Genomic DNA, 18811 nt, shown 5'->3' with positions numbered 1-18811 from the left:
ATGGATTTCGCGCAATTACACACGCCAATCCGAATGCTGGTGCCGCGTCGAGCTACGGTAGGCAGGCCGACTGCCTAGAGACACCTCGAGTGGCTCGTGCAGCCGCTCACCGCAGCAGGCGCACGACGAAACCCTCGCGCAGCTGAGTCATCTGATCGGAGTCACACAACTCATCGACGCCGGTCAAGCCCACGCTCGGCTTGCCGATAATGCGCAGCGGATCGCACGGTCCCCTGAACACAGCGAGTATCGGCCAGGAGCTTCCCTGAGGCGTGGTCCGGCTGCTAAGCCGGGAGCAGCCGGCCGGTGAAGCCGGCGTCGACGAGCCTGGTGTAGGCCGCCGTCACACCGGTAGGTACGTCCTGCTCGATGGCACGTCCCTGCTGCGGGTAGACCCAGATGCGCTGGGTGTCTCCCACCAGCATGGTGATCACCCGGTCGACGTCGCCGATGCTGTCGATGTACTCCTGCAGCGGCATCGGCTGTGATCCACAGATCACGTCGAGCTCGGGCCACTGCTTGCGGCAGATGGCGTAGCTTCGCCGCTGTTGGTAGGGGCGGGAAATCAGCATCGCGGAGGCGATCGCTATCCCGCGGTCGGCCAGGAGGGCGCGGGTGAATCCGATGTTGTCGGGTGTGTGCCTCGCCGCGGTTTCGACCAGAATCGCCGAGTCGGGGACACCGAGGCGAAGGGCGTGCTCGCGGAAGTGCACCGCTTCACCGCGGGGAAAACGTTCGACAGTAGTCGGTGCGTTCGCGCCGGTGAACACGATCAGAGGAAACATGCCTCGGTGGTAGAGGTGCGCGGCGTAGGTGGCTACGCCCGGGTCGTGTCCGCCGAGACCGATTCCGACGTCGACGGGGCGTACCGGGTGGTCCATCTGGTTGTAGCGCCACAACGTTTCCACGTCGGCGCGCAGCTCCTCGGGCAAAGTCGTTGCAGGCATGGGTGCGTGTCCTCGGGGTGGATGGACCGTAAGGTCTGTCGTGTGACCGCGATTCGACGACTGTAGGTGAGGATCGATGTGGCCGGGCGCATTCATGCGCGACGTATCCGGGGTCGCGGACGAGACGTCGCTGACCGAGATTCTTTCGCAGATCATCGTCACCGACAGCGCTGGAACGGTGCAGACCTGGCGGATATTCACCCGCGGCGGCTGAGAGTGTTGGTGTCGCTGCCGTAGTGCACAATCGGGCGCATGGCACGATCTCTGCCCGAGGGCGAATCGCTTCTGGTGCGTACCGACTTCACCGACGACGTGGCGTGGGCCCAAACCCTCGCGGCGGTCATCGCGTCCTACGACGAAGACACGATGACGGAGCTGACACCCGTCGACGACGTTTCCTTCGACGGCCTGACACCCGCCGACCTGGCTGATCTGGTCGATGGCCGGACCTATGTGTTCCTCGCCGACGCCACCACGATGACCGACCCCGAGCATCCACTGCTGGCGGTCGATACCAGCGACGAGGATGCCCGAGGGGACGGCGACCCGGTGTTCCGGATCGCGCCGACCGCGATGGCCGAGGTCGAGGTCAACTTCTTGCTCGCCAATATGGACTTCGAGGACTACGCCGACGGCGTCGACGACGACGGTGTTTTCCGCGGCTTCGATCGGTGAACGCGGCCGGCTTCATGGCCGGCCACGTGGAGAGATGGACGGACGACTTGCCCCTTGCTGAACGACAGTGCGCCGGTACGGCCGCTCACAGCCGCACATAGTTCCAGCGTTGGGCATGACGAAAAGGAACTGCTCGCGCGGCGCAGACCGTCGAATCCCATTCGAGCCGAAAGCCTGAATGTCAGGGGGCATTCAATCGGTCCGCTCGACCGGGTCCGTGCCCGAGTCGCCGGGTACGCGGGGACCGGCGGTCGCGAAGGAGGCACCTGGATGACCGCATCCCCGCGGCGCCCACTCGCTTACCTCAGTGTCTTCAGTGCCGCCGCGTCGTAGGGCTTCAGCTCGTCGATCCGCCCTGCCAGCAGCTTGGAAGCCCACTCCGGGTCCTGGAGCAGGGCGCGACCGACGGCGACCAAGTCGAATTCCTCGCGCTCCAGGCGATCGAGGAGGTTGTCGATGCTGCCGAGTTCGGCGCCCTCGCCGGTGAACGCGCGGAGGAAGTCGCCGTCGAGGCCGACCGAGCCGACGGTGATGGTGGGCTTGCCGGTGAGCTTTTTGGTCCAGCCTGCCAGGTTCAGGTCGGAGCCGTCGAACTCCGGGAGCCAGTAGCGGCGGGTGGAGGCGTGGAAGGCGTCTACGCCGGCTGCGGCGAGCGGAGCAAGGATCGCCTCCAGCTCCTGCGGGGTCTCGGCGAGCCGCGCGTGGTAGGCCTCCTGCTTCCACTGCGAGTAGCGGAAGATCACCGGGAAGCCGGGCGAGACGGCGGCACGCACCGCGGCCACGATCTCGGCGGCGAACCGTGTGCGGGCCCCGGTGTCGCCGCCGTAGACATCGTTGCGGCGGTTGGTTCGCGCCCACAGGAATTGGTCGAGGAGATAGCCGTGCGCACCGTGCAGTTCGACGCCGTCGAAGCCGATACGCTCGGCGTCCGCGGCGGCCTCGGCGAAGGCGCCGATGACGTCGTCCAGGTCACCCTGGGACATCGCTTTACCGAGACCCTCGGTGCCGTCGAGGCGAATACCGGAGGGGCCAACGGCGGGCGCATCGGGGTAGGGTGCGTCGCCCTGGTTGCGGACCATGCCGATGTGCCACAGCTGCGGCATGATCGTGCCGCCTGCCGCGTGTACGTCCTCGGCGACCTTCGCCCACCCCGCCAACTGTTCTTCGCCGTGGAACCGCGGCACCCGATCACTCTGGCCGGCGGACTCGTGGCCGACGTAGGTGCCCTCGGTGATGATCAGGCCGACGCCGGCGGCGGCGCGGCGGCCGTAGTACGACCGCACGTCGTCACCGGGAACGCCGTCGGGGGAGAACATGCGCGTCATCGGCGCCATCACGATGCGGTTGGGGACGGTCAGGCCGTTCAGCGCGACGGGACGGGACAGGATCTCGGCTGTGCGAGAGGCGTCGGACGCGGTGACGATCACTGGATACTCCTCGGGGGTACGACTGCGATGGTTGAGAACTTCAAGCAATGGCCCCACGCTAGGGGTAGATATTTGAGATAGTCAAGTTTCTACGGATAGGCTGGCTGTCATGGCAGAAGCTCCCCGCGTCGACACGGCCCAGCTGATGGAGCTGCTCTCGGTGTCGCTCGGCGTCTACTACGGCGACTTCACCGTCGCGGCGGCGAGTGAGAACCTGACAGCGAGCCAGGGCAAGGCGCTGACCGTGCTGCGCCGGGGGCCCGTCGCGATGCGCGCCCTGGCCGAGACCTTGGCCTGCGACGCCTCCAATGTGACCGGGATCATCAACCGGCTGGAGAAACGTGGCCTCGTGCGACGTGAGGCCAGCGAATCCGACCGGCGCGTCACCAACCTCGTCATCACGCCCGAGGGAGAGCAGGTAACCGACACGATCCGGGCGAAAATGCGCGTCACCCGAGACGGCCTGAACAGGCTCGGTGACCAGGAACGGGACTGTCTGTACGCACTGCTGGAACGGGTTTTCGTCGCCCGATCGGACTCACCTACGCCGGCCGCGGATCACCGCTGCCCAGCAGTCCCTCCGCGCCGGTGACCACCAGCCTGTTCGCCGCTTGTCCCCGGGCGAGGCCTTCACGAGCCGAACGAGGCGACCATACGTACGTCATCGGGGACCTGCGGTTCGACCCAGACGCTCGGCACCGCTCAGGGATCGAGTTGCGGGGGCGATGTGAAGGACACCTTGGTCGAGGTCGAGCATCAGCGCCCCGGAGGTCGCTTGCAGTTTTCCGCGTAACCGATCGGGGATGTAGTCCATGGTCGCGATTCGATTGCGGTAGTTGAGAAAACTGTGGCATCCGATCGCCTTGACTCCCGACCGGCGGACGCTGGCCACAGCGTCGCTCAGGGTCCACAAGGCCTGTTCGGCCGGCTGGATGATATCGATGGCGTCGAGGTGCCGCGACCGGATCCGCTCCGCAAAGAATCTCGCAGCGAAGTGGCGGTAGAGCACATACTCCGAAGCGCCGGTCCACTTCTCGTGCTCTATCGTCGCCAGGAATGCTTCCCAGAACGGTCTCTCGTGCTGATCCTCGACCCGCCGCATCAGGTCGGCGAGTATCTGCCTGTCGAACACCATGTGATGCTGCATCCCGCTGTAGGGGTCGACCGGCCGCCACTCGGCAAGTAGCCGAGTCGATGCGGTGATCGCGGAGTGGCGGTCGGGGATCGCGTGCCGACGGGTGTCGAGGCGCCATCGCAGCGGGTATCCGAACGCCAGACAGGATTTGCCATCGTTTTCGACGAACACGACATCGTCGACGATCGCGTAGTCCGCATCGAGCACCAGGAGGTGCCGGCCTGCGCTCGGCAGGACACGGAAGCAGTGCAGTTTGAGCAGCTGCTGGAAATACCACGACGAATTGCGGTGATGGCCACCCGATCTGCGCAGGATCGCCTCGATGGCGGCCGGTGTCGGCGAGACCGCTTCCTCATCGATCCACTGCACCACGTGCTCGGTCCGCATCCGTGCGAACAGTCGCGCGGACCCGACGATATTCACCGATCGGATCGGGTTACGACAGTGTGCCCTCAATCCGGTGATACAGGCGTCGAGGCTGAGCAGGTCCTTGGTCGCTACCGGGATCATGACGTCGATTGCCGGTAGGCGTGCAGTGTCGGTGGCCACGTTCACACTCCGTAGGCTGGGTCGGCACTGGTAACCATAGCCAGGATTCGTGCTCGGAAAGCGCCGGAAAGCGCCGGAACTTCGGCATTTTCATCGCTGGCAGGCAGTGAGGGCTTTTCCTGCGCCTGGTCCCGCTCCGATGACGATGCTGCGGCCCTGATCGCAACATGCTCAGCCGAAAGCAGTTCGATCTGCCCGGTGGCTCGATCTGCCAGCCTGCCGAAAGCGCCTGCCCACCCGGGCTCTCGGATGGGCAGGCACGGCCCGACGGTTCGCAGCGCTACTTCGCCGGAGCGGGCGCCGGGACCGCGATTGCCCAGCACACACCGGGACACATGAACGATGCCACAAACGGTTTCGTGGTCTTCATGATCGGAGTCGGCATCGCGCTGGTGGGCCAATACGTGCGAGCACGTCGACACCTCGACGGCGACGATGATCCTGACGGTTCGAATCGACTGGACGGTTTTATCTACATCGCGGCGCGCGGCGAGATCGCGAATTGTGTGATCGCGTCGAGGTCCGGCTGGTAGCCGTCGCTGGTGTCGACGGTCAGTGCCGGTACGTCGAGCCGGACCGGGTCGAAGGCTTCGATGGGTGATCGGCCTGCGGCGGTGATCGAGGTGAGGAGGTCGCTGTCGTTGTGGGCGCGCCGGTGCGGGTCGGCGGCGGCGCGGGCGGTGATGCGCTGGTGGATCAGTGCTGTGGGGGCGGTGCAGTGGATGATGCGGATGTCGGCGATCTCGGCCAGTGGCAGCAGGTTCGGCCGCCAGAGTTTGTCCTGGAACGCGGCCTCGGCGACCACAGTGACCCCGGCGCGGGCGAGGGTGGACAGGACGGCGAAGAACACCTCCAGGGTGGGGATGTCGAGGTCGCCGTATCCATCGGCGGGATCGCGGTGCCCGGAAAGCAGCATGCCTTGTTTGATCTCGTCACGGATTATGGCCGGCACACCGATGCGGGTGGCCAGGGCGTGGGCGAGGGTCGACTTTCCGCTGCCCGGGGGACCGCTGACGATGACGACGGTGGACTGCGCCATGCCGCATTCTGGCATCTCGTTCACCGGTGACGTCCGCTGCGGTGGTTCTGTCTGCCGATACGCGCCGGCTGCTCGACGCTGACGAGAGCGCGTAGGCGGGCGGGAGCAGGCCGTCGGCCGCGCAGCTGACGTCAGCGACAGAGCTACCCGACAGGCGTGGCTCATTAGGCTGACTGTGTGGAGTTCACAACGGATTTGGAGCGTGGTGGGTGGCTGCTGGCGCGCGTCGGCGAACACGGGGTCGGCGGTGTCGCTGGTACCGGCTTCGCGGCTTATGCGCGAATCCTGCACCCGGTCGGGGCGACCCGCCGCGACGTCACGGTCACCGACGAGTGGGGTGGTCCCGAGATCGTGGAGGAGGCGATGTGGCCGTGGGCCGAGGTCGCCGTGCGTAACGGCAGAGTGATGCATCCGCTGGTGCAGTGGCGCAACCTCACCGATGGTGAGGACGAAGCGGCGATGTCGTTCGATGACGGCTGGAGAGTCGACCAGACTGTCGAGGGGTGGTTCGACCCGAGCCTGCTGGCCGCGCTCACTGTCCACCTTCGCGCCGCCACCGAGGCACCGGAAGAGGTGACGGCCGGAGTATGGAATGGATTCGGCGAGCTGAACACATCCTCGGGTGCGGTGTTCGTCGCGTCCACCGACGGCGATTCGCAGACCGTCGAGCGCGAGCGAGTTCGAATCGACGCCGAACTGGCTGCGTCTGTCGCGCCGCAGGTCGGACGGGCAGTCGAGGCAGGGCCTTTCCTGCAGTGGCCGGGACGCGACTTCATACTGTTCGACACCAGTCTCTCCGAACTGGCCGATCCCGGCTGGGTATATGCGGCGGGTTTGGGATGGACGACCGACTTCCCCGGAGTGACGCCCCAGCTGCTCTGGCCCGCCGACCACGCATGGGTCATAGCCAGCGAGATCGACTTCGACTCCACGATCGTCGCCGGCTCACGGGCTCTGATCGACGCGGTTCTGGCCGACGACCGTTTCGAGGCCTTCGAGATCGCCGAAGATTCAGATCTGAGCTGGTACGGCGACACAATCAACCCCGCGCCGAAGCACTGAGATGTCGGCGAGAGCTCGACCAGGGCGCGCAACCGAGGTCCACGACGATCTCGCGAACAGGGGGTAAACGGGACCGGTATCGAGGTAGTCGGTATTCGATCCGGTGATGTGCCCTGTCTCATCGGGTTGAGCTGGTCACGGTGCCGGTGGGGTGCGCGCGTGGGAACGACGCATCCGGATATTCGGACTCGCCGTGCAGGCCGTACTTCCCACGGTGATCGGGTGCGGACTCCTGTTCACCGCCGTAGCGGAGTGGGCCGGTCTCGGCGTCGTCCAGCGCGCGGCGATCGGCTACGCGCTGGTCGTGCAGGTGGTGGCGATCGCGGTGATCCGCGGCGAACTGTTGCCGAGTGCGCCATTCAGGAGGAACACCGCCGCGGAGGCACCCGCTTCCTCGGGGTACCGCGAGGGCACCGCGCAGCGGCGGCGCGCGGCGAACACCCGCCGAGCGGCGCGCGATGCAGCGCGCGATCGGGTGGAGCGCGCGGGCATGCTCGAGCTGGCGTGTCCGCACGCTGGCCTTCGACGCGGCCTACCAAGGCGAGAGCGAGGGTGAACCGCGTGGTCTGGAGGACCCCTTCCAGCGCGCCGAGGATGTCCGGGCCGCGGTGACCTACCTGAGCACCCGTGACGATGTCGATCCCGAGCGGATCGGTGTCCTGGGCATCTGCGCTTCGGGCGGCTACGTTCCCTTCGCCGCGCAGACCGACCACCGGATGAAGGCGGTGGCCACTGTCAGCGGCGCCGACGCGACTTGCTTCTTTCGGATGCCCGGCCCCGCCGGTTTCGCCGAGATGGTGAAACAGGCCGGTGCCGCGCGCATCGCCGAGGCACAAGGCGAACCGGTACCGATGGTTCCGGTGCTGCCGGATTCGATCGACGAGTCGACCCCGAAGGCGATACGCGAGAGATCCGGTACCGTCTTGCGATGCTGCTGAAGCACACGAGGAAGGTGGGCTGCATGGGCACTGTGCGGGATCTGCTGTATGCGACGAAACGACGGATGTATCAGGGCAACCGGCCGGGCACGCTGGCCCGGGTGCTGAACCGGGCCTCGGAATGGATGTATTCGACGGGTGTGCTGTCCCCGGGCTATGCGATGACCCTGGAAGTGCTCGGTCGGCGCACCGGGCGCCCGGTGAAGCTGCCGATCGTGGTGGCCGAGTACGAGGGACAGCGATACCTGGTGTCGATGCTCGGCCGCGACGCCGGGTGGGTGCGCAACGTCTACGCGGCTCAGGGCCGCGCGTTCCTGCACCGGCGCGGTCGCGAAGCGGTGCAGCTCACCGAGGTGGAGGCGGGGGAGCGGGCGCCGATCCTGCGCCGTTACCTCGCTGTGGCTCCCGGCGCCCGTCCGCACTTTCCGATCGATCGCTCCGCCGGACTCGGTGAGTTCGCGCGGATCGCGGACCAATACCCCGTCTTCCGGATCGACCCCGCAGGCTAGCTCGGGCCGACGCCGGCTGGCGAAACTCCAGCGCGACTTCGGGAGGCTTTCGCGGGCCCAGAGGCGAGTCGCCGGGGGCGGCCGAAGGGGGCCACCGGTCGAGAAAGGAGGACATGGTGCGAGAGGCTTTGTGGCGGCAACCGATCCCGGCCCGTACGGCGCAGTTCTTCGTCCTGGCGTATGCGCTGACGTGGCTCGTGTGGTTGCCTATGCTCTTCGCGCCGGACCGACTGCAGATTCTGCACTACCTGGGCAGCCTGGGGCCTCTGGTCGCGGCGTTCGTCATGCGGTCGCGCACCGGTGGCGCACCGGCGGTACGTGAGCTGCTGAGCCAGATGGGCCGCTGGCGGGTGCCGTGGCGCTGGTGGCTGTTCGCGATCGGGTTCCCGCTCGCCTTGTTCGCGGCCGGGGCGCTGGTTTCGGCGTTGATCGGCGATCCGGTCGACTGGTCGCAGTTCCTCGGGTCCAAGGAGTACGCCGACGTCGGGATCTGGCTCATCGCAACTGAGATCTTGTTCTTCGGCTACGGCGAGGAAACAGGATGGCGCGGCTATGCCATCCCCAGCCTCGAACGGGCCGGTTGGACCTCGTATGCGGCGACCACCCTGTTCGCAGTCGCGTGGGCGGGTTGGCATGCGCCGCTGTTCTTCTACCCGCACGGGCTGGCCACGATGCCGCTGCTGATGATCCCCGGCTGGCTGGTCAGCATCCTGTTCGGTGCCTACCTGACCACCTTCCTGTTCAACAACGCCCGCGCCAGCATCCTGATCGTCGCGGTTTTCCACGGTATGGTCGACATCGTCTCCATCTCCCGCGCCGCTACCGATGTCACTCTCATCGTCGTCAACGCCGGGCTCATCGCCGCCGCGGTACTGGTGGCCATCCGCTGGTCTCCGACCCTGCGCACCTCTGCGGCCGGGGCGGGACCATCATCTGCGGTCCATGACAGCCAGGACCCGCGCCTGGGTAGGTAACCATTTCCGCCGCGCCGACTCCCGCTGGACCCACCTGGCGTGATGTGAAGGGAAGAGCTCGCACACTTGCGAGGCCTCGCGGCTTGGCGGGACGTTTCCAGGTTCCAATAGTCGATCCGCGACCGGCTCGGGGGCTCGCCAAACCATTTCATCAGCGTCGTCCCGGCGGCCGTGGGTTCGCGTCAAGTCCGATGACCCTGGCAGGAGGCGGCCGAGAGCCCTCACCAATAGTGCTTCATGCGGTTACGGCCGAGTCTGTGGAACTTGTCCTTCTGGCTGTTTCAGCCTGGAGGCGAGTACCGCGGCTTGAGTGCGGCGTTCGACTCCGAGTTTGGTCAGCAGTCTCGAGACGTAGTTCTTGACGGTCTTTTCTGCCAGGAACATTCGGCCGGCGATCTGCCGGTTGGTCAATCCTTCTGCGAGTAACGCGAGAAGGGTGCGTTCCTGGTCGGTGAGGCCGGCGAGCGGGCCGGTCTCCGCTTCGGCACGGAGCTTGGCCGTGAGCGTGGCGGTCGCACGGTTGTCCAGCAGCGATCGACCGTCTCCGACGACACGGATGGCATCGATGAGTTCGAGGCTCTTGATGTCTTTGACGACGTACCCGCTTGCCCCGGCCAGGATGGCATCGAGCTTGGCCTGTTCGTCGGTGAAGGAGGTGAGCATCAGGCAGCGCAGGCCCGGATCGACCGCGAGTAGTTCGCGGCACAGTTCGATGCCGTTGCCGTCGGGTAATCGCACGTCCAGCACGGCAACGTCGGGGCGGAGCGCGGGAATGCGGGCCAATGCTTGCGAGTAGCTGCCCGCTTCGCCGACGACATCCAGGTCGGGCTCGAGGTCGACGAGATCCGCAACGCCGCGGCGGACGATCTCGTGGTCGTCGACCAGGAACACCTCGAGCATGGACAACCCCTTCGTATGGTCACCCACAGATTACGGAGTCCCTGGCCGGCGTATCCGGAAGTTGGTACCTCGGATTGAGGACCGAGGTCTCTTGACAGAGTTTGCCGCGCCCCTCCGCGTCCGCGAATCCGCCGGACAGGGACGGTCCTCCGCTATAGGTCAGGAACGGTGGCGACTGCCAGGACCCGACATTGCCAACCGTGACCAGCGGCTGATGGATGCCGATACAAGCCCGCGGTGCACGCAGCGGGTGGCTCCATCGGTAGAATTCGAATTCTGCTGAACCACAACTCATTCCAACGCTTACAGCTCATTTGAAAGTGCCCGTCTGGTCCGAATTCGGGGATATGTGCCTCGGCGTCATGGACTTTTGGCCCTATGTGCCGATCGGTTGCCTTGGTGGCATGAGAACTCAGTTCGTTCACCCGAGAAAGTGAGGCCGGTCCGTGTCAGTGATCGAGCGGCTGTCGCCCCCGGTGGATCCGGTGATAGCGATCGAGACGCGTGGTATGGCGGTGAATTGCGAAACGGCTCGGTTGTCACGCGTGCTGTCCGGGGTGCTGCGCCGCCACCACATCACCGCAACGGCGCGAGTTCGTCTGTCCGTGCAAGGCGCAGACGGGCTGGCTCTGGTGCAGGCCAACGTTCGGTTTCGCGATGCGCCGACCCGGGTTCAGATCAGCGGCCCGCGCGGATTCGTCGCCGGTTTCGCGGCGGAGCGACTCGATCGGCAGTTGACCCGGCTGGCCGGGCGAGGAGAACCGCGCTGCTGGCCCGATCCCGCTCGTCCGCCGTTGGGGTGGGTGTCGCACGAGCGGCCGATCGTGCGGCGCAAGGTATGCGACCCGAGTGTCACCAACCCGGCCGAGGCCGCACGGATCATGGACGCGATGGACTACGACGCTCATCTGTTCGTGGACGACCACACCGGCGAGGACGCCATCGTGTTCTGGGCGGGGCCGTTCGGAGTACGGCTGGCCCGGCAACATCAGGTGTTGCCCCAAGCGCCCACATCAGCAGCGACGTTCACCGTGCAGCCGCGACCAGCACCATGCCTGGCCGATCATGAAGCCGCCGCTCGGCTCTGCCGATACGGTCTTCCGTTTCTCTTCTACACCGATCCTCGTGGCCGCCGTGGGCGGCTGATGTACCGCAGGTACGACGGGGACCTGGCGGTTGTGATACCTGCGGCGTCGGAATCACGCGGTGCGGCGAAAGGACTATCGTGATCGAACAGGAGACCGAAGGCGACACGTTGCGTGATGTCGTGGATCTCAGCCGCGCCGAGGCGCTACGGCTGTTGGCGTCCGCTCCGCTCGGTCGAGTCGTCTACACGCGCAACGCATTGCCCGCGATACGTCCGGTGAATCACCTGGTCGACGGCGGGCTGATCGTGATACGTACTCGTCTGACCTCCCGGCTGGCGGGCGCCGTGCGCGGCAACTCTCCGGTGGTCGTCACATACGCCGCCGACGACATCGACCCCATCCGACACGTCGGCTGGTCGGTCTCGGTGACGGGGTTGGCGCATACGGTGATTGACGTGGAGCGCATCGCGCGATACGAGCAGTTGCTTCGGCCGTGGGTCGAAGGGGTGATGGACAGCGTCATCACGATCGAGCCCGATATCGTCTCCGGCATCAGACTCGTCGAAAAACGATCCACCGCGATCGACGTCTCTTCATCTGATTGCACCACGTGACCCAGGCCCGTAGCCCGAGGGAGCAGTTCAGTCGCCTGATGACTTCATGGCAGTGGCGCCGACCAGCGCAGCACGGTGCCGCCCCCGGGCCGGTTGGCGATGCTGAAGCTGCCGCCGGCGTTCTGTGCCCGCGCCGCGAGGTTCGCCAGTCCGCTACGACGTGCGTTGTCTTCCGGAACGCCCTCGCCGTCGTCCGTCACTTCGATCGTGACGTCGTCCTTGATCTGTAATTCGACCGCCACGGTATTCGCGCCCGCGTGCCGGACCACGTTGCTCACCGCCTCGCGGAGTACTGCCTCGACGTCGTCGGACAGGGGTGGCGCCAGCACGGTGACCGGCCCGGCGAGCCGGATGGTGGTCCGAAGGCCGGTATCGGCGGTCATGTCGACCACGATGCCGTGCAGGTATTTCCGATACTTGGTCGAGTCCGCCGCCGAATTACTCTGCAGATCGAAGATCGAGTGGCGGATGTCCTGAACGATGCTTTGCACGTCGTCGATGGTGTCCATCAGCCGGGATTTGACCTCGGGGGTGCGTGCTCGCTGCGCTGTGCCCTGCAAGGAGAGGCCCACCGCGAACAGCCGCTGAATCACGTGGTCGTGCAGGCCGCGGGCGATGCGGTCGCGGTCGGCGAGGACGTCGAGTTCCCGCATCCGGCGCTGGGTGTCGGCCAATTGCAGCGCCACGGCCGCCTGATCGGCGAAGGCCGCCATCATCGTCTGAGTGGCGGTATCGAGCGGGGGCGCTCCCGCCGGCCGCAACGAGGCGAGTACCCCGATCACCGAACCACGCGCACGCAGCGGCAGGATCAAGACCGGTCCTGTTTCGGCCGCCGTCTCGGCGAACGTCTCATCGAGCAGTTCGTCGGCAGAGACGGGCTGTCCTGTTCGGAATGCGTTGCCCGCATGCGACCCGTCGACATCGACGAATAGGCCGTTCAGCGCTTCCGAACTCGGCCCGGCGGCGGCGGTGACCAAGAGTTCGGTCACTTCGTCGTGGGGGATGTCCGGGTCCTCGGGCAGAGCGAGGAATGTGATCGCGGAGTCGGTCAGTGTCAGTGCGCGTTCGGCGACGAGCCGCAGGACCTCCTCGGGTTCGCCCCCGGCCAGGAGTTCGGTCGCTACGTCGCGAATGGCTTCGAGCCATTGTTGCCGGATTCGGGATTGTTCGTAGAGACGGGCGTTTTCGATGGCGATACCCGCCGCGGCGGCCAATGCCTGGACCACGACCTCGTCGTCATCGGTGAACTCCTGTCCGTCCGCCTTTTCGGTCAGGTAGAGGTTGCCGAAGACCTCCTCGCGCACTTTGACCGGTACACCGAGGAAGGTGTGCATGGGCGGGTGGTGTGCGGGAAAGCCGACCGAGGCGGGGTGGTCGGCGATTCTGGTCAGTCGTAGGGGTTTGGGTTCTTCGATGAGCAGTCCGAGTACGCCGTGCCCGCGTGGGAGGTCGCCGATCATGACGCGGGTGCGGTCATCGATCCCTTCGTAGACGAATTCGGCGAGCTGATTGCTTGTTTCGTCGGTTTCGCGGACACCGAGGGCGCCGTACCCGGCGTCGACGAGTTCGATCGCACTGTGCACGATGGTGCGCAAGGTGTTGTCGAGGTCGAGGCCTGCGGTGATCACCAGCATGGCTTCGATGAGCCGGTCCATGCGGTCGCGGACATCGACGATCTGGGCGATCCGGTCCTGCACCTCGATGAGCAGTTCACGAAGCCGCAACTGCGACAGAGTCTCCGTCACCGAAGCCCGGCCGTTCGATCCGGGCGTATACCGCTGGCCCTCCATGGACTGCATCCTTCCATGATCGAGCCACCCGTTCCCGCTGCGGGCGATCGTCGAACCCGGCCGTTCTATCGAGCGTTCCCGGGGGCGCTGACTGACCTTCGACGCCCGATTTCGACCGCAAACCCGAACTTGCTGTCATCTCGAATTACGCCGTGCCCGTCAACGGCTCCTCGGAGTCGGACCTCGGATCGGTGACCGAGGTCCCTCGACCAGGCCCGTTCCTTGCTAGTCGGCCTGCAGTTTCGCGATACGGGCGCCGACGATGAGCGCGGTCACGGCTGCCAGGGTGCCTCGATGACCTGGCCATGTGTAGAAAAGGCTCCGTTTCGAGCGCAGTGCGAGTAATGAGCTGGAGAAGCTGCGCGTCCGCGATCGATTCGCCGACCAGGTTCCGCTTCGACCAGGCCGGTCATGTAGACGCCTGCGTCGCGTCGCGGAGACTGTCCAAGGCAACGGTGAGGCGCTGCCGCAGCTCATCGGCGACCGAGCGCAGCCCCACTCGGCCGACGGCCCCCACCAGCACGTCGGGATCGATCACCTCGACCGCCGTGCCGCTCTCGATCGCTCGCACCACCACCCTCGACGACATCACCAGGCCGGCCTGCCGGTCGGTGAGCAGTGCCCGATACGCGAGGCTGGGATCGCAGACGTCCACGACCAGGTAATCCTCGATGTCTCGACCGGCGTTCGCCTTCAGAGTGGCCTGGATGTCGACCTCGGCTGTCACCATGAGCCCATGGTGTTGCAGTGCTTCCTTGGTGCGTTCGACCGCGACGCCGAACGGTGCGTCGAGATGCACCGCGATAGTCGTGGCCGGGGTGACCGGCACGCGGATCTCGGTCAGTAGGCGCCGAGGATCGGTGACCTCCTCCGGGCCGATCAGGTAAGCCTCGGTCGGCGGCCCGATCGGCCGGTAGCCGCCCTCGTGCATCCACTGCCGTAACGCCTGGTAAGCCGCACCGAGGTCGTGATAGCTACCACGGTGGCAGGTGCGGGCGACCAAAGTACCGGCCATCACCACAACCTGCGCGCCGGAACTCGGCCCGAGGTTGGGCGCGGGCTCGACCGGGACGCCGAATTCCACTGCGATCGCCTCGTCGGCGGGCATGTCGTCGTGGAAGGTGATCGTCGGCGCGCCACTGGCGGTCAACCCAGCGCGCTGCACGATCCGGGTCACCTCTCGCATGCCTTCCGCGATGTCCTGGCCCAGGAGATTTGGGCGGACCTCGCGTGGCACCCGCAGCACTGCCTCCGGCGCCGACTCGACCAGGGCCACCTGATACTCCACTGAATCCTCCTCAGCCTTCTGGTTTGTCCTGCCACGAGCGTGCGCTCCCGGCGACGTGGCCGAACAGGGGCGAAGGTCCTGCCCTGGTGGGGTAGTGCGACAGCGCTTGACGACCTCGTGTGACCCGGTTCGAGCCCGGCGGGAAGTGATTCCCGGCCGGATTCTGTTCAGTCGCAAGCCCGGTGACGGGACAATGCGAATGCACTTCGATCTACATCCGCTGACTCCGCGTAAGTCGAGAAGCCCGATGACGCGTCGGGCGGCAGGGGCGCCGCGATGAGCGAGCCAGCGATCTCGGCCGTTGGTGGATTCGGCCTGGCGCTCGGTTTCGCCGGCTTTCGCCGCCGCGACGCCGGGTACTGAGCGACACTTCGTCCACTCGCGCGCCGGGTCAGCGGAACCAGATGCGGCGAGGACGTCGCACCGGTTCCCGCTGGACGGTGTCGTCGTGACCGGCGCACCACTCGTCCGGCGGGGTGGCGGCGCGGACGGCATCGATGTGCGCGCCGCAGCCGGCCCAGGTGGTCTTGCCGCAGACGCGGCAGGTGACGGGGGAGCACATCAGGGCTGTTCCTCGTTGCCGACGAAGGTGGGCGGGCCTTGGTAGGGACGCTGCAGCGCGGCGAATCCTGGAGTGGTGGCCGCGGTGACGATGGCATCCAGCAGTTCGGGGGCATGTCGTGCCGGGGGAGGCTCGGTCAAGACGGGGCCACCGAAGGCGTGGCCATCGATGCTGATGATGGGGCTGCCGCCACTCCCGCCGAGCGCGGTCTGGCTGGCGTGATGGGCGCGGGCCACTGCGGCGTCGTAACGAGCGTCATCGAGCGATTCGAGCAGCGTGCGATCACGTCCGGTCGCGTCCAGAGCTGTGGCGACCGCGTCGTCGACGTGCTGAGCGCGCACATGCAATCGCAGACCCAGCGCCAGGTAGAGCGGCGCGAAGGCGGCCTGGCCGTCCTGCTCGACAGCGGCGGCGAACACCCGGCCGATCCGGCGCGATCGGGTCATCATCGGCGCGTGGTCGGCATCGACGTCGCGATCGCCGTTCAGTACCGCCAGACTCATCTGGCGCAAAGTCACCACGTGGTCGGCGCCGGCGCTGTCGAGCAGCCACTGCGCGGCAACCCAGGCGAATGGGCACACCGGATCCACGTAGAGGTCGATATCGGCCATGGAAATCCTCCTGTCGCCGGTAAAAGGAGATATACGGGTGGGGGTATATTCGAACCCACTATACCCCCAGGGGTATGTTGCATTATCCTAGTAGGTGTCATACCCCCAGGGGTATCATGGGATGCTGACGGAGCAGGAAGGCGCAATCATGGTCGGCGACGAAACCGCCCTCACCGAAACACTCAACAGGCTGCGGCGCGCGCACGGTCAGCTCGCCGGCGTTATCGCCATGATCGAGCAGGGCCGGGACTGCAAAGATGTGGTCACCCAGCTCGCCGCGGTTTCCCGCGCACTCGATCGCGCGGGGTTCAAGATCGTCGCGACCGGACTGCGCGAATGCCTCACCGGCCAAGCCGTCGACGGACGGAACCCGATGACCGTCGAGGAGCTCGAGAGGCTTTTCCTAGCTCTCGCCTGACTCACAACCCCCTCTACGGAAGGACCGCACCATGAATCTGGGACTGTCCACCACGTTGCGCACCGGCTTCGACGACGCCGTCGCCCGGACCCGGACCGCCTTGAGCGAGCAGGGATTCGGCGTCCTCACCGAGATCGACGTCCGAGCCACCCTGAAGGCCAAACTCGACGAGAACATCGAGGACTACCTGATCCTCGGTGCCTGCAATCCATCCCTGGCCCATGAGGCGGTCGGTATCGACCGGCAGATCGGGCTCCTGCTGCCCTGCAACGTCGTCGTGCGCCGGAACCCCGACTCGGACGCCGAGATTCTCGTGGAAGCGATGAATCCGCAACTCATGGTCCAGGTCACCGACGAACCTGCCCTGCAGTCGGTAGCCACGCGGGCGGGCGCCAAGTTACAGGCTGCCATCGACTCCTTGAGCACCATGAGCAGCAGCCTCTGACGGGCCTCGCGCGGGTGTCTGCGGTGGCGTGGGCGCTTTCGATGTCTCGGATGGCCGGTGCGCGGGTCCGAGCCGCTCTGCTCGCTGTTTGATACCGCGCAGCATCTTTCGTTCCATGATGAGACTGCCCGGTTCCATCACGAGCACGGTGAACAGGCGCTTGAACGGGGACGCTCCGGTCAGTGCGATGCGGTTGCGGCTCACGAGCCGGGTCGCCGCACCCAGGGGATAAAGGCCGAAGGACCAGACCCAGCGGCCGTCTTCGGACGCGAAGGTGAGATTGTGCTCGCTTTCGACAATCGCGACCCTCATGCGCGGACCGGACTTGCCGATCGGGAAGCTGTCGCCGACCGCGAGGTTCTGGAACTGCGGCAGGATCTCTCGGGCGCTGTGCATATCGAGGCCGAGCAGGTTCTCGATCCAATCGTAGGTGTACGCGCCGCCGCGGCCTGGGCCCAGTTGAATCAGCCACGGCCAGATCTTGTCGGCGCCTGTGTCGATCGTGATCGCGCGCGTCGAGACGATATCGGCGTCCACCAGCAGATCATCACCGGGCATGACTCGCGCGATCTCTTCCCCGCAGGCTCCCCAGGTCAGCCATCTGGTGCGTAACCGGCTTCCGGTGAGCCTTCCGATCGCCGATCCGAAAGTGGCATGCATCGTCGTGTTCATGACGTCCGACTTCTCCTGATTCGGGTGTCGGCACCCTGCGGCCTCACTGCGTCTCGCGGGTGGACTCGGGCAGGTCGAGGATCTCGCTGAGCGGGCGGCGTGGCGTCGCCGGACCGTTGGGCTCCGCTTCGGGCGCGATACCCACCCGGATCAGGACCTGCGGCAGGCCGGAGTTTCCGGTCAGCTCGCGGACCACGGCGCGGCTGCGCGGTATTTCGGTCAGATGAGTCAGCGGGCAGGTCGCGTACCCGGCGAGGGTGCATTCCAGGAGCACCGTGGACAACACCTCACCACAGCGCACCAGGTCCTCGGCTGTGTCGCGGTCGGTGGACAGCACGAGGATCAACGAATGGTCCTCGGCCTCGCCGCGTCGTTCGCCGGTGGCGGCGGTCGGGAATTTGCGGGCCACGGCTACTCGCGACCGTTCCTCCTGGGATATCAAGGCTTCGCTGGGCACGCCCGCGTCGGCGATCGCGTGTCCTGTCCACCATTGCATTTCGGCGTGGTATCCGGCGTCGTAGCGGCGCAGGGCCGCGCTCATCTCCGAGGCGCGGGCCAAGGTGGGGCGGCTGTCGTCTCCCAGGACGTCGAGCGTGGCGTCGGAGGGATCGAAGGTCGCCCGTAGGACCTCTTCGAAGTCGGGCCATCCGGTGGGCGCTCGGAACGGGAGCCGGTCGGTATGCCGCCGCAAGATGGCGTCGGCGCGGGCACGGTCGCCCTCGGTGACGATCCGCGCCGGTTCGAAGGTGATGTTGGCCAGGTGCTCGCGGCGGTTCGGGTCGGGGAAGCGGGCGAGGTGGATCCGCCATCCCGCGGCGGCCATCGCGGCGCGCAGATGGTCCAGTGCGATACCGCAGCTGAGCAGCATCTGCCTGCCGGAGGTGTCCGTCGCCGAAAGCATGCGTTCTGGCACGGCGAACAGCCGCAGGGCGTGGCCGTCGAAGCTCCAGTGCCAGGGTTGGCTGTTGTGCAGGGACGGCGCCCGGCCGGCGAGCAGGACGGCCTTCTCGATGGTCTCTCCGGTCGGTAGCTGGTTCATAGTGTCACGGTAGGGATCGAGAGCCGATGCCCGGAGGAGTCGTAGGTCCCGAATTCCACCGCAGGTGGTCCTTTGTAGGACTGCCGCGTGACCTCGGCCTCTGGACGGCCGGCTTCGGTCCGTTCAGGC

General features: G+C 66.3%; 24 protein-coding genes. 12 read left to right on the top strand and 12 right to left on the bottom strand.

What is annotated here, in order from left to right; all coding sequences use genetic code 11:
* Positions 1 to 106: 106 nt before the first annotated feature.
* Together ABZ803_RS14005 and ABZ803_RS14000 are read right to left on the bottom strand one after the other, a co-directional pair.
* Complete coding sequence (locus ABZ803_RS14005; RefSeq protein WP_357036907.1) at positions 107 to 241, bottom strand: hypothetical protein; 135 nt, start codon at positions 239 to 241, stop codon at positions 107 to 109.
* 43 nt (positions 242 to 284) lie between these two features.
* Positions 285 to 947 (bottom strand): YdcF family protein, encoded by a 663-nt coding sequence (locus ABZ803_RS14000; protein WP_357036904.1) that lies wholly within the window; start codon positions 945 to 947, stop codon positions 285 to 287.
* Between the two features lie 76 nt (positions 948 to 1023).
* On the opposite strand from ABZ803_RS14000, the gene ABZ803_RS13995 reads away from it, so the two are divergent.
* A complete protein-coding gene (locus ABZ803_RS13995; RefSeq protein ID WP_357036901.1) occupies positions 1024 to 1161 on the top strand; it encodes a hypothetical protein in 138 nt (45 codons plus the stop codon).
* A 38-nt stretch (positions 1162 to 1199) separates the two neighbouring features.
* Entirely contained in the window at positions 1200 to 1622 is a 423-nt protein-coding gene (locus ABZ803_RS13990) for a hypothetical protein (RefSeq protein ID WP_357036898.1), read from the top strand.
* Positions 1623 to 1921: 299 nt separating this feature from the next.
* Here ABZ803_RS13990 and ABZ803_RS13985 read toward each other — a convergent pair whose 3' ends face one another.
* On the bottom strand, positions 1922 to 3049 hold the full coding sequence (locus tag ABZ803_RS13985; protein WP_357036893.1) for an NADH:flavin oxidoreductase: 1128 nt from the start codon (positions 3047 to 3049) through the stop codon (positions 1922 to 1924).
* Between the two features lie 109 nt (positions 3050 to 3158).
* Between ABZ803_RS13985 and ABZ803_RS13980 the strand changes: the two genes are divergently transcribed.
* Positions 3159 to 3641 carry a MarR family transcriptional regulator gene (locus ABZ803_RS13980; RefSeq protein WP_357036890.1) on the top strand — a complete coding sequence of 161 codons (483 nt, stop codon included), beginning with the start codon at positions 3159 to 3161 and terminating at the stop codon, positions 3639 to 3641.
* A 69-nt stretch (positions 3642 to 3710) separates the two neighbouring features.
* On the opposite strand, the gene ABZ803_RS13975 is transcribed toward ABZ803_RS13980, so the two are convergent.
* The gene (locus ABZ803_RS13975) at positions 3711 to 4694 is read right to left on the bottom strand and encodes a DUF6492 family protein (RefSeq protein ID WP_357037192.1); all 984 of its coding nucleotides are present in this window, start codon (positions 4692 to 4694) and stop codon (positions 3711 to 3713) included.
* A gap of 206 nt (positions 4695 to 4900) precedes the next feature.
* Between ABZ803_RS13975 and ABZ803_RS13970 the strand changes: the two genes are divergently transcribed.
* Positions 4901 to 5266 carry a hypothetical protein gene (locus ABZ803_RS13970; protein WP_357036887.1) on the top strand — a complete coding sequence of 122 codons (366 nt, stop codon included), beginning with the start codon at positions 4901 to 4903 and terminating at the stop codon, positions 5264 to 5266.
* On the opposite strand, the gene ABZ803_RS13965 is transcribed toward ABZ803_RS13970, so the two are convergent.
* A complete protein-coding gene (locus ABZ803_RS13965; protein ID WP_357036884.1) occupies positions 5206 to 5772 on the bottom strand; it encodes an ATP-binding protein in 567 nt (188 codons plus the stop codon). The genes ABZ803_RS13970 and ABZ803_RS13965 overlap by 61 nt on opposite strands.
* Positions 5773 to 5949: 177 nt before the next feature.
* Between ABZ803_RS13965 and ABZ803_RS13960 the strand changes: the two genes are divergently transcribed.
* The 4 genes from ABZ803_RS13960 (at position 5950) to ABZ803_RS13945 (ending at position 9255) form a co-directional block, all read left to right on the top strand.
* Positions 5950 to 6834, top strand: coding sequence for a hypothetical protein (locus ABZ803_RS13960; protein ID WP_357036881.1), 885 nt, complete (start codon positions 5950 to 5952; stop codon positions 6832 to 6834).
* A gap of 458 nt (positions 6835 to 7292) precedes the next feature.
* A complete protein-coding gene (locus tag ABZ803_RS13955; RefSeq protein ID WP_357036878.1) occupies positions 7293 to 7772 on the top strand; it encodes an alpha/beta hydrolase in 480 nt (159 codons plus the stop codon).
* A 23-nt stretch (positions 7773 to 7795) separates the two neighbouring features.
* Positions 7796 to 8281 carry a nitroreductase/quinone reductase family protein gene (locus ABZ803_RS13950; RefSeq protein WP_357036875.1) on the top strand — a complete coding sequence of 162 codons (486 nt, stop codon included), beginning with the start codon at positions 7796 to 7798 and terminating at the stop codon, positions 8279 to 8281.
* A gap of 116 nt (positions 8282 to 8397) precedes the next feature.
* A complete protein-coding gene (locus ABZ803_RS13945; RefSeq protein WP_357036872.1) occupies positions 8398 to 9255 on the top strand; it encodes a CPBP family glutamic-type intramembrane protease in 858 nt (285 codons plus the stop codon).
* A gap of 243 nt (positions 9256 to 9498) precedes the next feature.
* Here ABZ803_RS13945 and ABZ803_RS13940 read toward each other — a convergent pair whose 3' ends face one another.
* Positions 9499 to 10155 (bottom strand): response regulator transcription factor, encoded by a 657-nt coding sequence (locus tag ABZ803_RS13940; RefSeq protein ID WP_357037189.1) that lies wholly within the window; start codon positions 10153 to 10155, stop codon positions 9499 to 9501.
* A gap of 446 nt (positions 10156 to 10601) precedes the next feature.
* Here ABZ803_RS13940 and ABZ803_RS13935 point away from each other — a divergent pair, with 446 nt between their 5' ends.
* Together ABZ803_RS13935 and ABZ803_RS13930 are read left to right on the top strand one after the other, a co-directional pair.
* Positions 10602 to 11384, top strand: a complete 783-nt coding sequence (locus ABZ803_RS13935) for a sigma 54 modulation/S30EA ribosomal C-terminal domain-containing protein (RefSeq protein WP_357036868.1) — start codon at positions 10602 to 10604, stop codon at positions 11382 to 11384.
* Complete coding sequence (locus ABZ803_RS13930) at positions 11381 to 11857, top strand: pyridoxamine 5'-phosphate oxidase family protein (RefSeq protein WP_357036865.1); 477 nt, start codon at positions 11381 to 11383, stop codon at positions 11855 to 11857. The genes ABZ803_RS13935 and ABZ803_RS13930 overlap by 4 nt, the downstream gene beginning before the upstream one ends.
* A gap of 44 nt (positions 11858 to 11901) precedes the next feature.
* Here ABZ803_RS13930 and ABZ803_RS13925 read toward each other — a convergent pair whose 3' ends face one another.
* From ABZ803_RS13925 to ABZ803_RS13910, 4 genes are all read right to left on the bottom strand, one after another.
* The gene (locus tag ABZ803_RS13925) at positions 11902 to 13647 is read right to left on the bottom strand and encodes a GAF domain-containing protein (RefSeq protein ID WP_357037186.1); all 1746 of its coding nucleotides are present in this window, start codon (positions 13645 to 13647) and stop codon (positions 11902 to 11904) included.
* 409 nt (positions 13648 to 14056) lie between these two features.
* Complete coding sequence (locus ABZ803_RS13920) at positions 14057 to 14935, bottom strand: DUF302 domain-containing protein (RefSeq protein ID WP_357036862.1); 879 nt, start codon at positions 14933 to 14935, stop codon at positions 14057 to 14059.
* 391 nt (positions 14936 to 15326) lie between these two features.
* The gene (locus ABZ803_RS13915; protein ID WP_357036859.1) at positions 15327 to 15497 is read right to left on the bottom strand and encodes a hypothetical protein; all 171 of its coding nucleotides are present in this window, start codon (positions 15495 to 15497) and stop codon (positions 15327 to 15329) included.
* Complete coding sequence (locus ABZ803_RS13910; RefSeq protein WP_357036856.1) at positions 15497 to 16108, bottom strand: disulfide bond formation protein DsbA; 612 nt, start codon at positions 16106 to 16108, stop codon at positions 15497 to 15499. Before ABZ803_RS13910 ends, ABZ803_RS13915 begins: the two co-directional genes overlap by 1 nt.
* A 148-nt stretch (positions 16109 to 16256) precedes the next feature.
* Between ABZ803_RS13910 and ABZ803_RS13905 the strand changes: the two genes are divergently transcribed.
* On the top strand, positions 16257 to 16526 hold the full coding sequence (locus tag ABZ803_RS13905) for a metal-sensitive transcriptional regulator (protein ID WP_357037183.1): 270 nt from the start codon (positions 16257 to 16259) through the stop codon (positions 16524 to 16526).
* Positions 16527 to 16557: 31 nt separating this feature from the next.
* Positions 16558 to 16971, top strand: a complete 414-nt coding sequence (locus ABZ803_RS13900; RefSeq protein WP_357036854.1) for a DUF302 domain-containing protein — start codon at positions 16558 to 16560, stop codon at positions 16969 to 16971.
* On the opposite strand, the gene ABZ803_RS13895 is transcribed toward ABZ803_RS13900, so the two are convergent.
* Both ABZ803_RS13895 and ABZ803_RS13890 read right to left on the bottom strand, forming a co-directional pair.
* The gene (locus tag ABZ803_RS13895; protein ID WP_357036851.1) at positions 16924 to 17643 is read right to left on the bottom strand and encodes an SRPBCC family protein; all 720 of its coding nucleotides are present in this window, start codon (positions 17641 to 17643) and stop codon (positions 16924 to 16926) included. The genes ABZ803_RS13900 and ABZ803_RS13895 overlap by 48 nt on opposite strands.
* Before the next feature lie 43 nt (positions 17644 to 17686).
* Positions 17687 to 18682, bottom strand: a complete 996-nt coding sequence (locus tag ABZ803_RS13890; RefSeq protein ID WP_357036848.1) for an NAD(P)H nitroreductase — start codon at positions 18680 to 18682, stop codon at positions 17687 to 17689.
* Positions 18683 to 18811 lie beyond the last annotated feature (129 nt).

The sequence above is a fragment of the Nocardia sp. NPDC047648 genome (genome assembly GCF_040642815.1).
In the GTDB taxonomy this organism is placed as follows: Bacteria; Actinomycetota; Actinomycetes; order Mycobacteriales; family Mycobacteriaceae; genus Nocardia; species Nocardia gamkensis.
The sequence above is the reverse complement of the archived record's forward strand: the minus strand, read 5'-3'. Positions and strand labels throughout refer to the sequence as shown.

Bases quoted from the DNA above. Each gene is read 5' to 3' on its own strand.
- ABZ803_RS14000 (WP_357036904.1), bottom strand. From the start codon at position 947: ATGCCTGCAACGACTTTGCCCGAGGAGCTGCGCGCCGACGTGGAAACG.
- ABZ803_RS13995 (WP_357036901.1), top strand. From the start codon at position 1,024: ATGTGGCCGGGCGCATTCATGCGCGACGTATCCGGGGTCGCGGACGAG.
- ABZ803_RS13990 (WP_357036898.1), top strand. From the start codon at position 1,200: ATGGCACGATCTCTGCCCGAGGGCGAATCGCTTCTGGTGCGTACCGAC.
- ABZ803_RS13980 (WP_357036890.1), top strand. From the start codon at position 3,159: ATGGCAGAAGCTCCCCGCGTCGACACGGCCCAGCTGATGGAGCTGCTC.
- ABZ803_RS13975 (WP_357037192.1), bottom strand. From the start codon at position 4,694: ATGATCCCGGTAGCGACCAAGGACCTGCTCAGCCTCGACGCCTGTATC.
- ABZ803_RS13970 (WP_357036887.1), top strand. From the start codon at position 4,901: ATGCTCAGCCGAAAGCAGTTCGATCTGCCCGGTGGCTCGATCTGCCAG.
- ABZ803_RS13965 (WP_357036884.1), bottom strand. From the start codon at position 5,772: ATGGCGCAGTCCACCGTCGTCATCGTCAGCGGTCCCCCGGGCAGCGGA.
- ABZ803_RS13955 (WP_357036878.1), top strand. From the start codon at position 7,293: ATGCAGCGCGCGATCGGGTGGAGCGCGCGGGCATGCTCGAGCTGGCGT.
- ABZ803_RS13950 (WP_357036875.1), top strand. From the start codon at position 7,796: ATGGGCACTGTGCGGGATCTGCTGTATGCGACGAAACGACGGATGTAT.
- ABZ803_RS13940 (WP_357037189.1), bottom strand. From the start codon at position 10,155: ATGCTCGAGGTGTTCCTGGTCGACGACCACGAGATCGTCCGCCGCGGC.
- ABZ803_RS13925 (WP_357037186.1), bottom strand. From the start codon at position 13,647: ATGGAGGGCCAGCGGTATACGCCCGGATCGAACGGCCGGGCTTCGGTG.
- ABZ803_RS13915 (WP_357036859.1), bottom strand. From the start codon at position 15,497: ATGTGCTCCCCCGTCACCTGCCGCGTCTGCGGCAAGACCACCTGGGCC.
- ABZ803_RS13910 (WP_357036856.1), bottom strand. From the start codon at position 16,108: ATGGCCGATATCGACCTCTACGTGGATCCGGTGTGCCCATTCGCCTGG.
- ABZ803_RS13905 (WP_357037183.1), top strand. From the start codon at position 16,257: ATGGTCGGCGACGAAACCGCCCTCACCGAAACACTCAACAGGCTGCGG.
- ABZ803_RS13900 (WP_357036854.1), top strand. From the start codon at position 16,558: ATGAATCTGGGACTGTCCACCACGTTGCGCACCGGCTTCGACGACGCC.
- ABZ803_RS13895 (WP_357036851.1), bottom strand. From the start codon at position 17,643: ATGAACACGACGATGCATGCCACTTTCGGATCGGCGATCGGAAGGCTC.
- ABZ803_RS13890 (WP_357036848.1), bottom strand. From the start codon at position 18,682: ATGAACCAGCTACCGACCGGAGAGACCATCGAGAAGGCCGTCCTGCTC.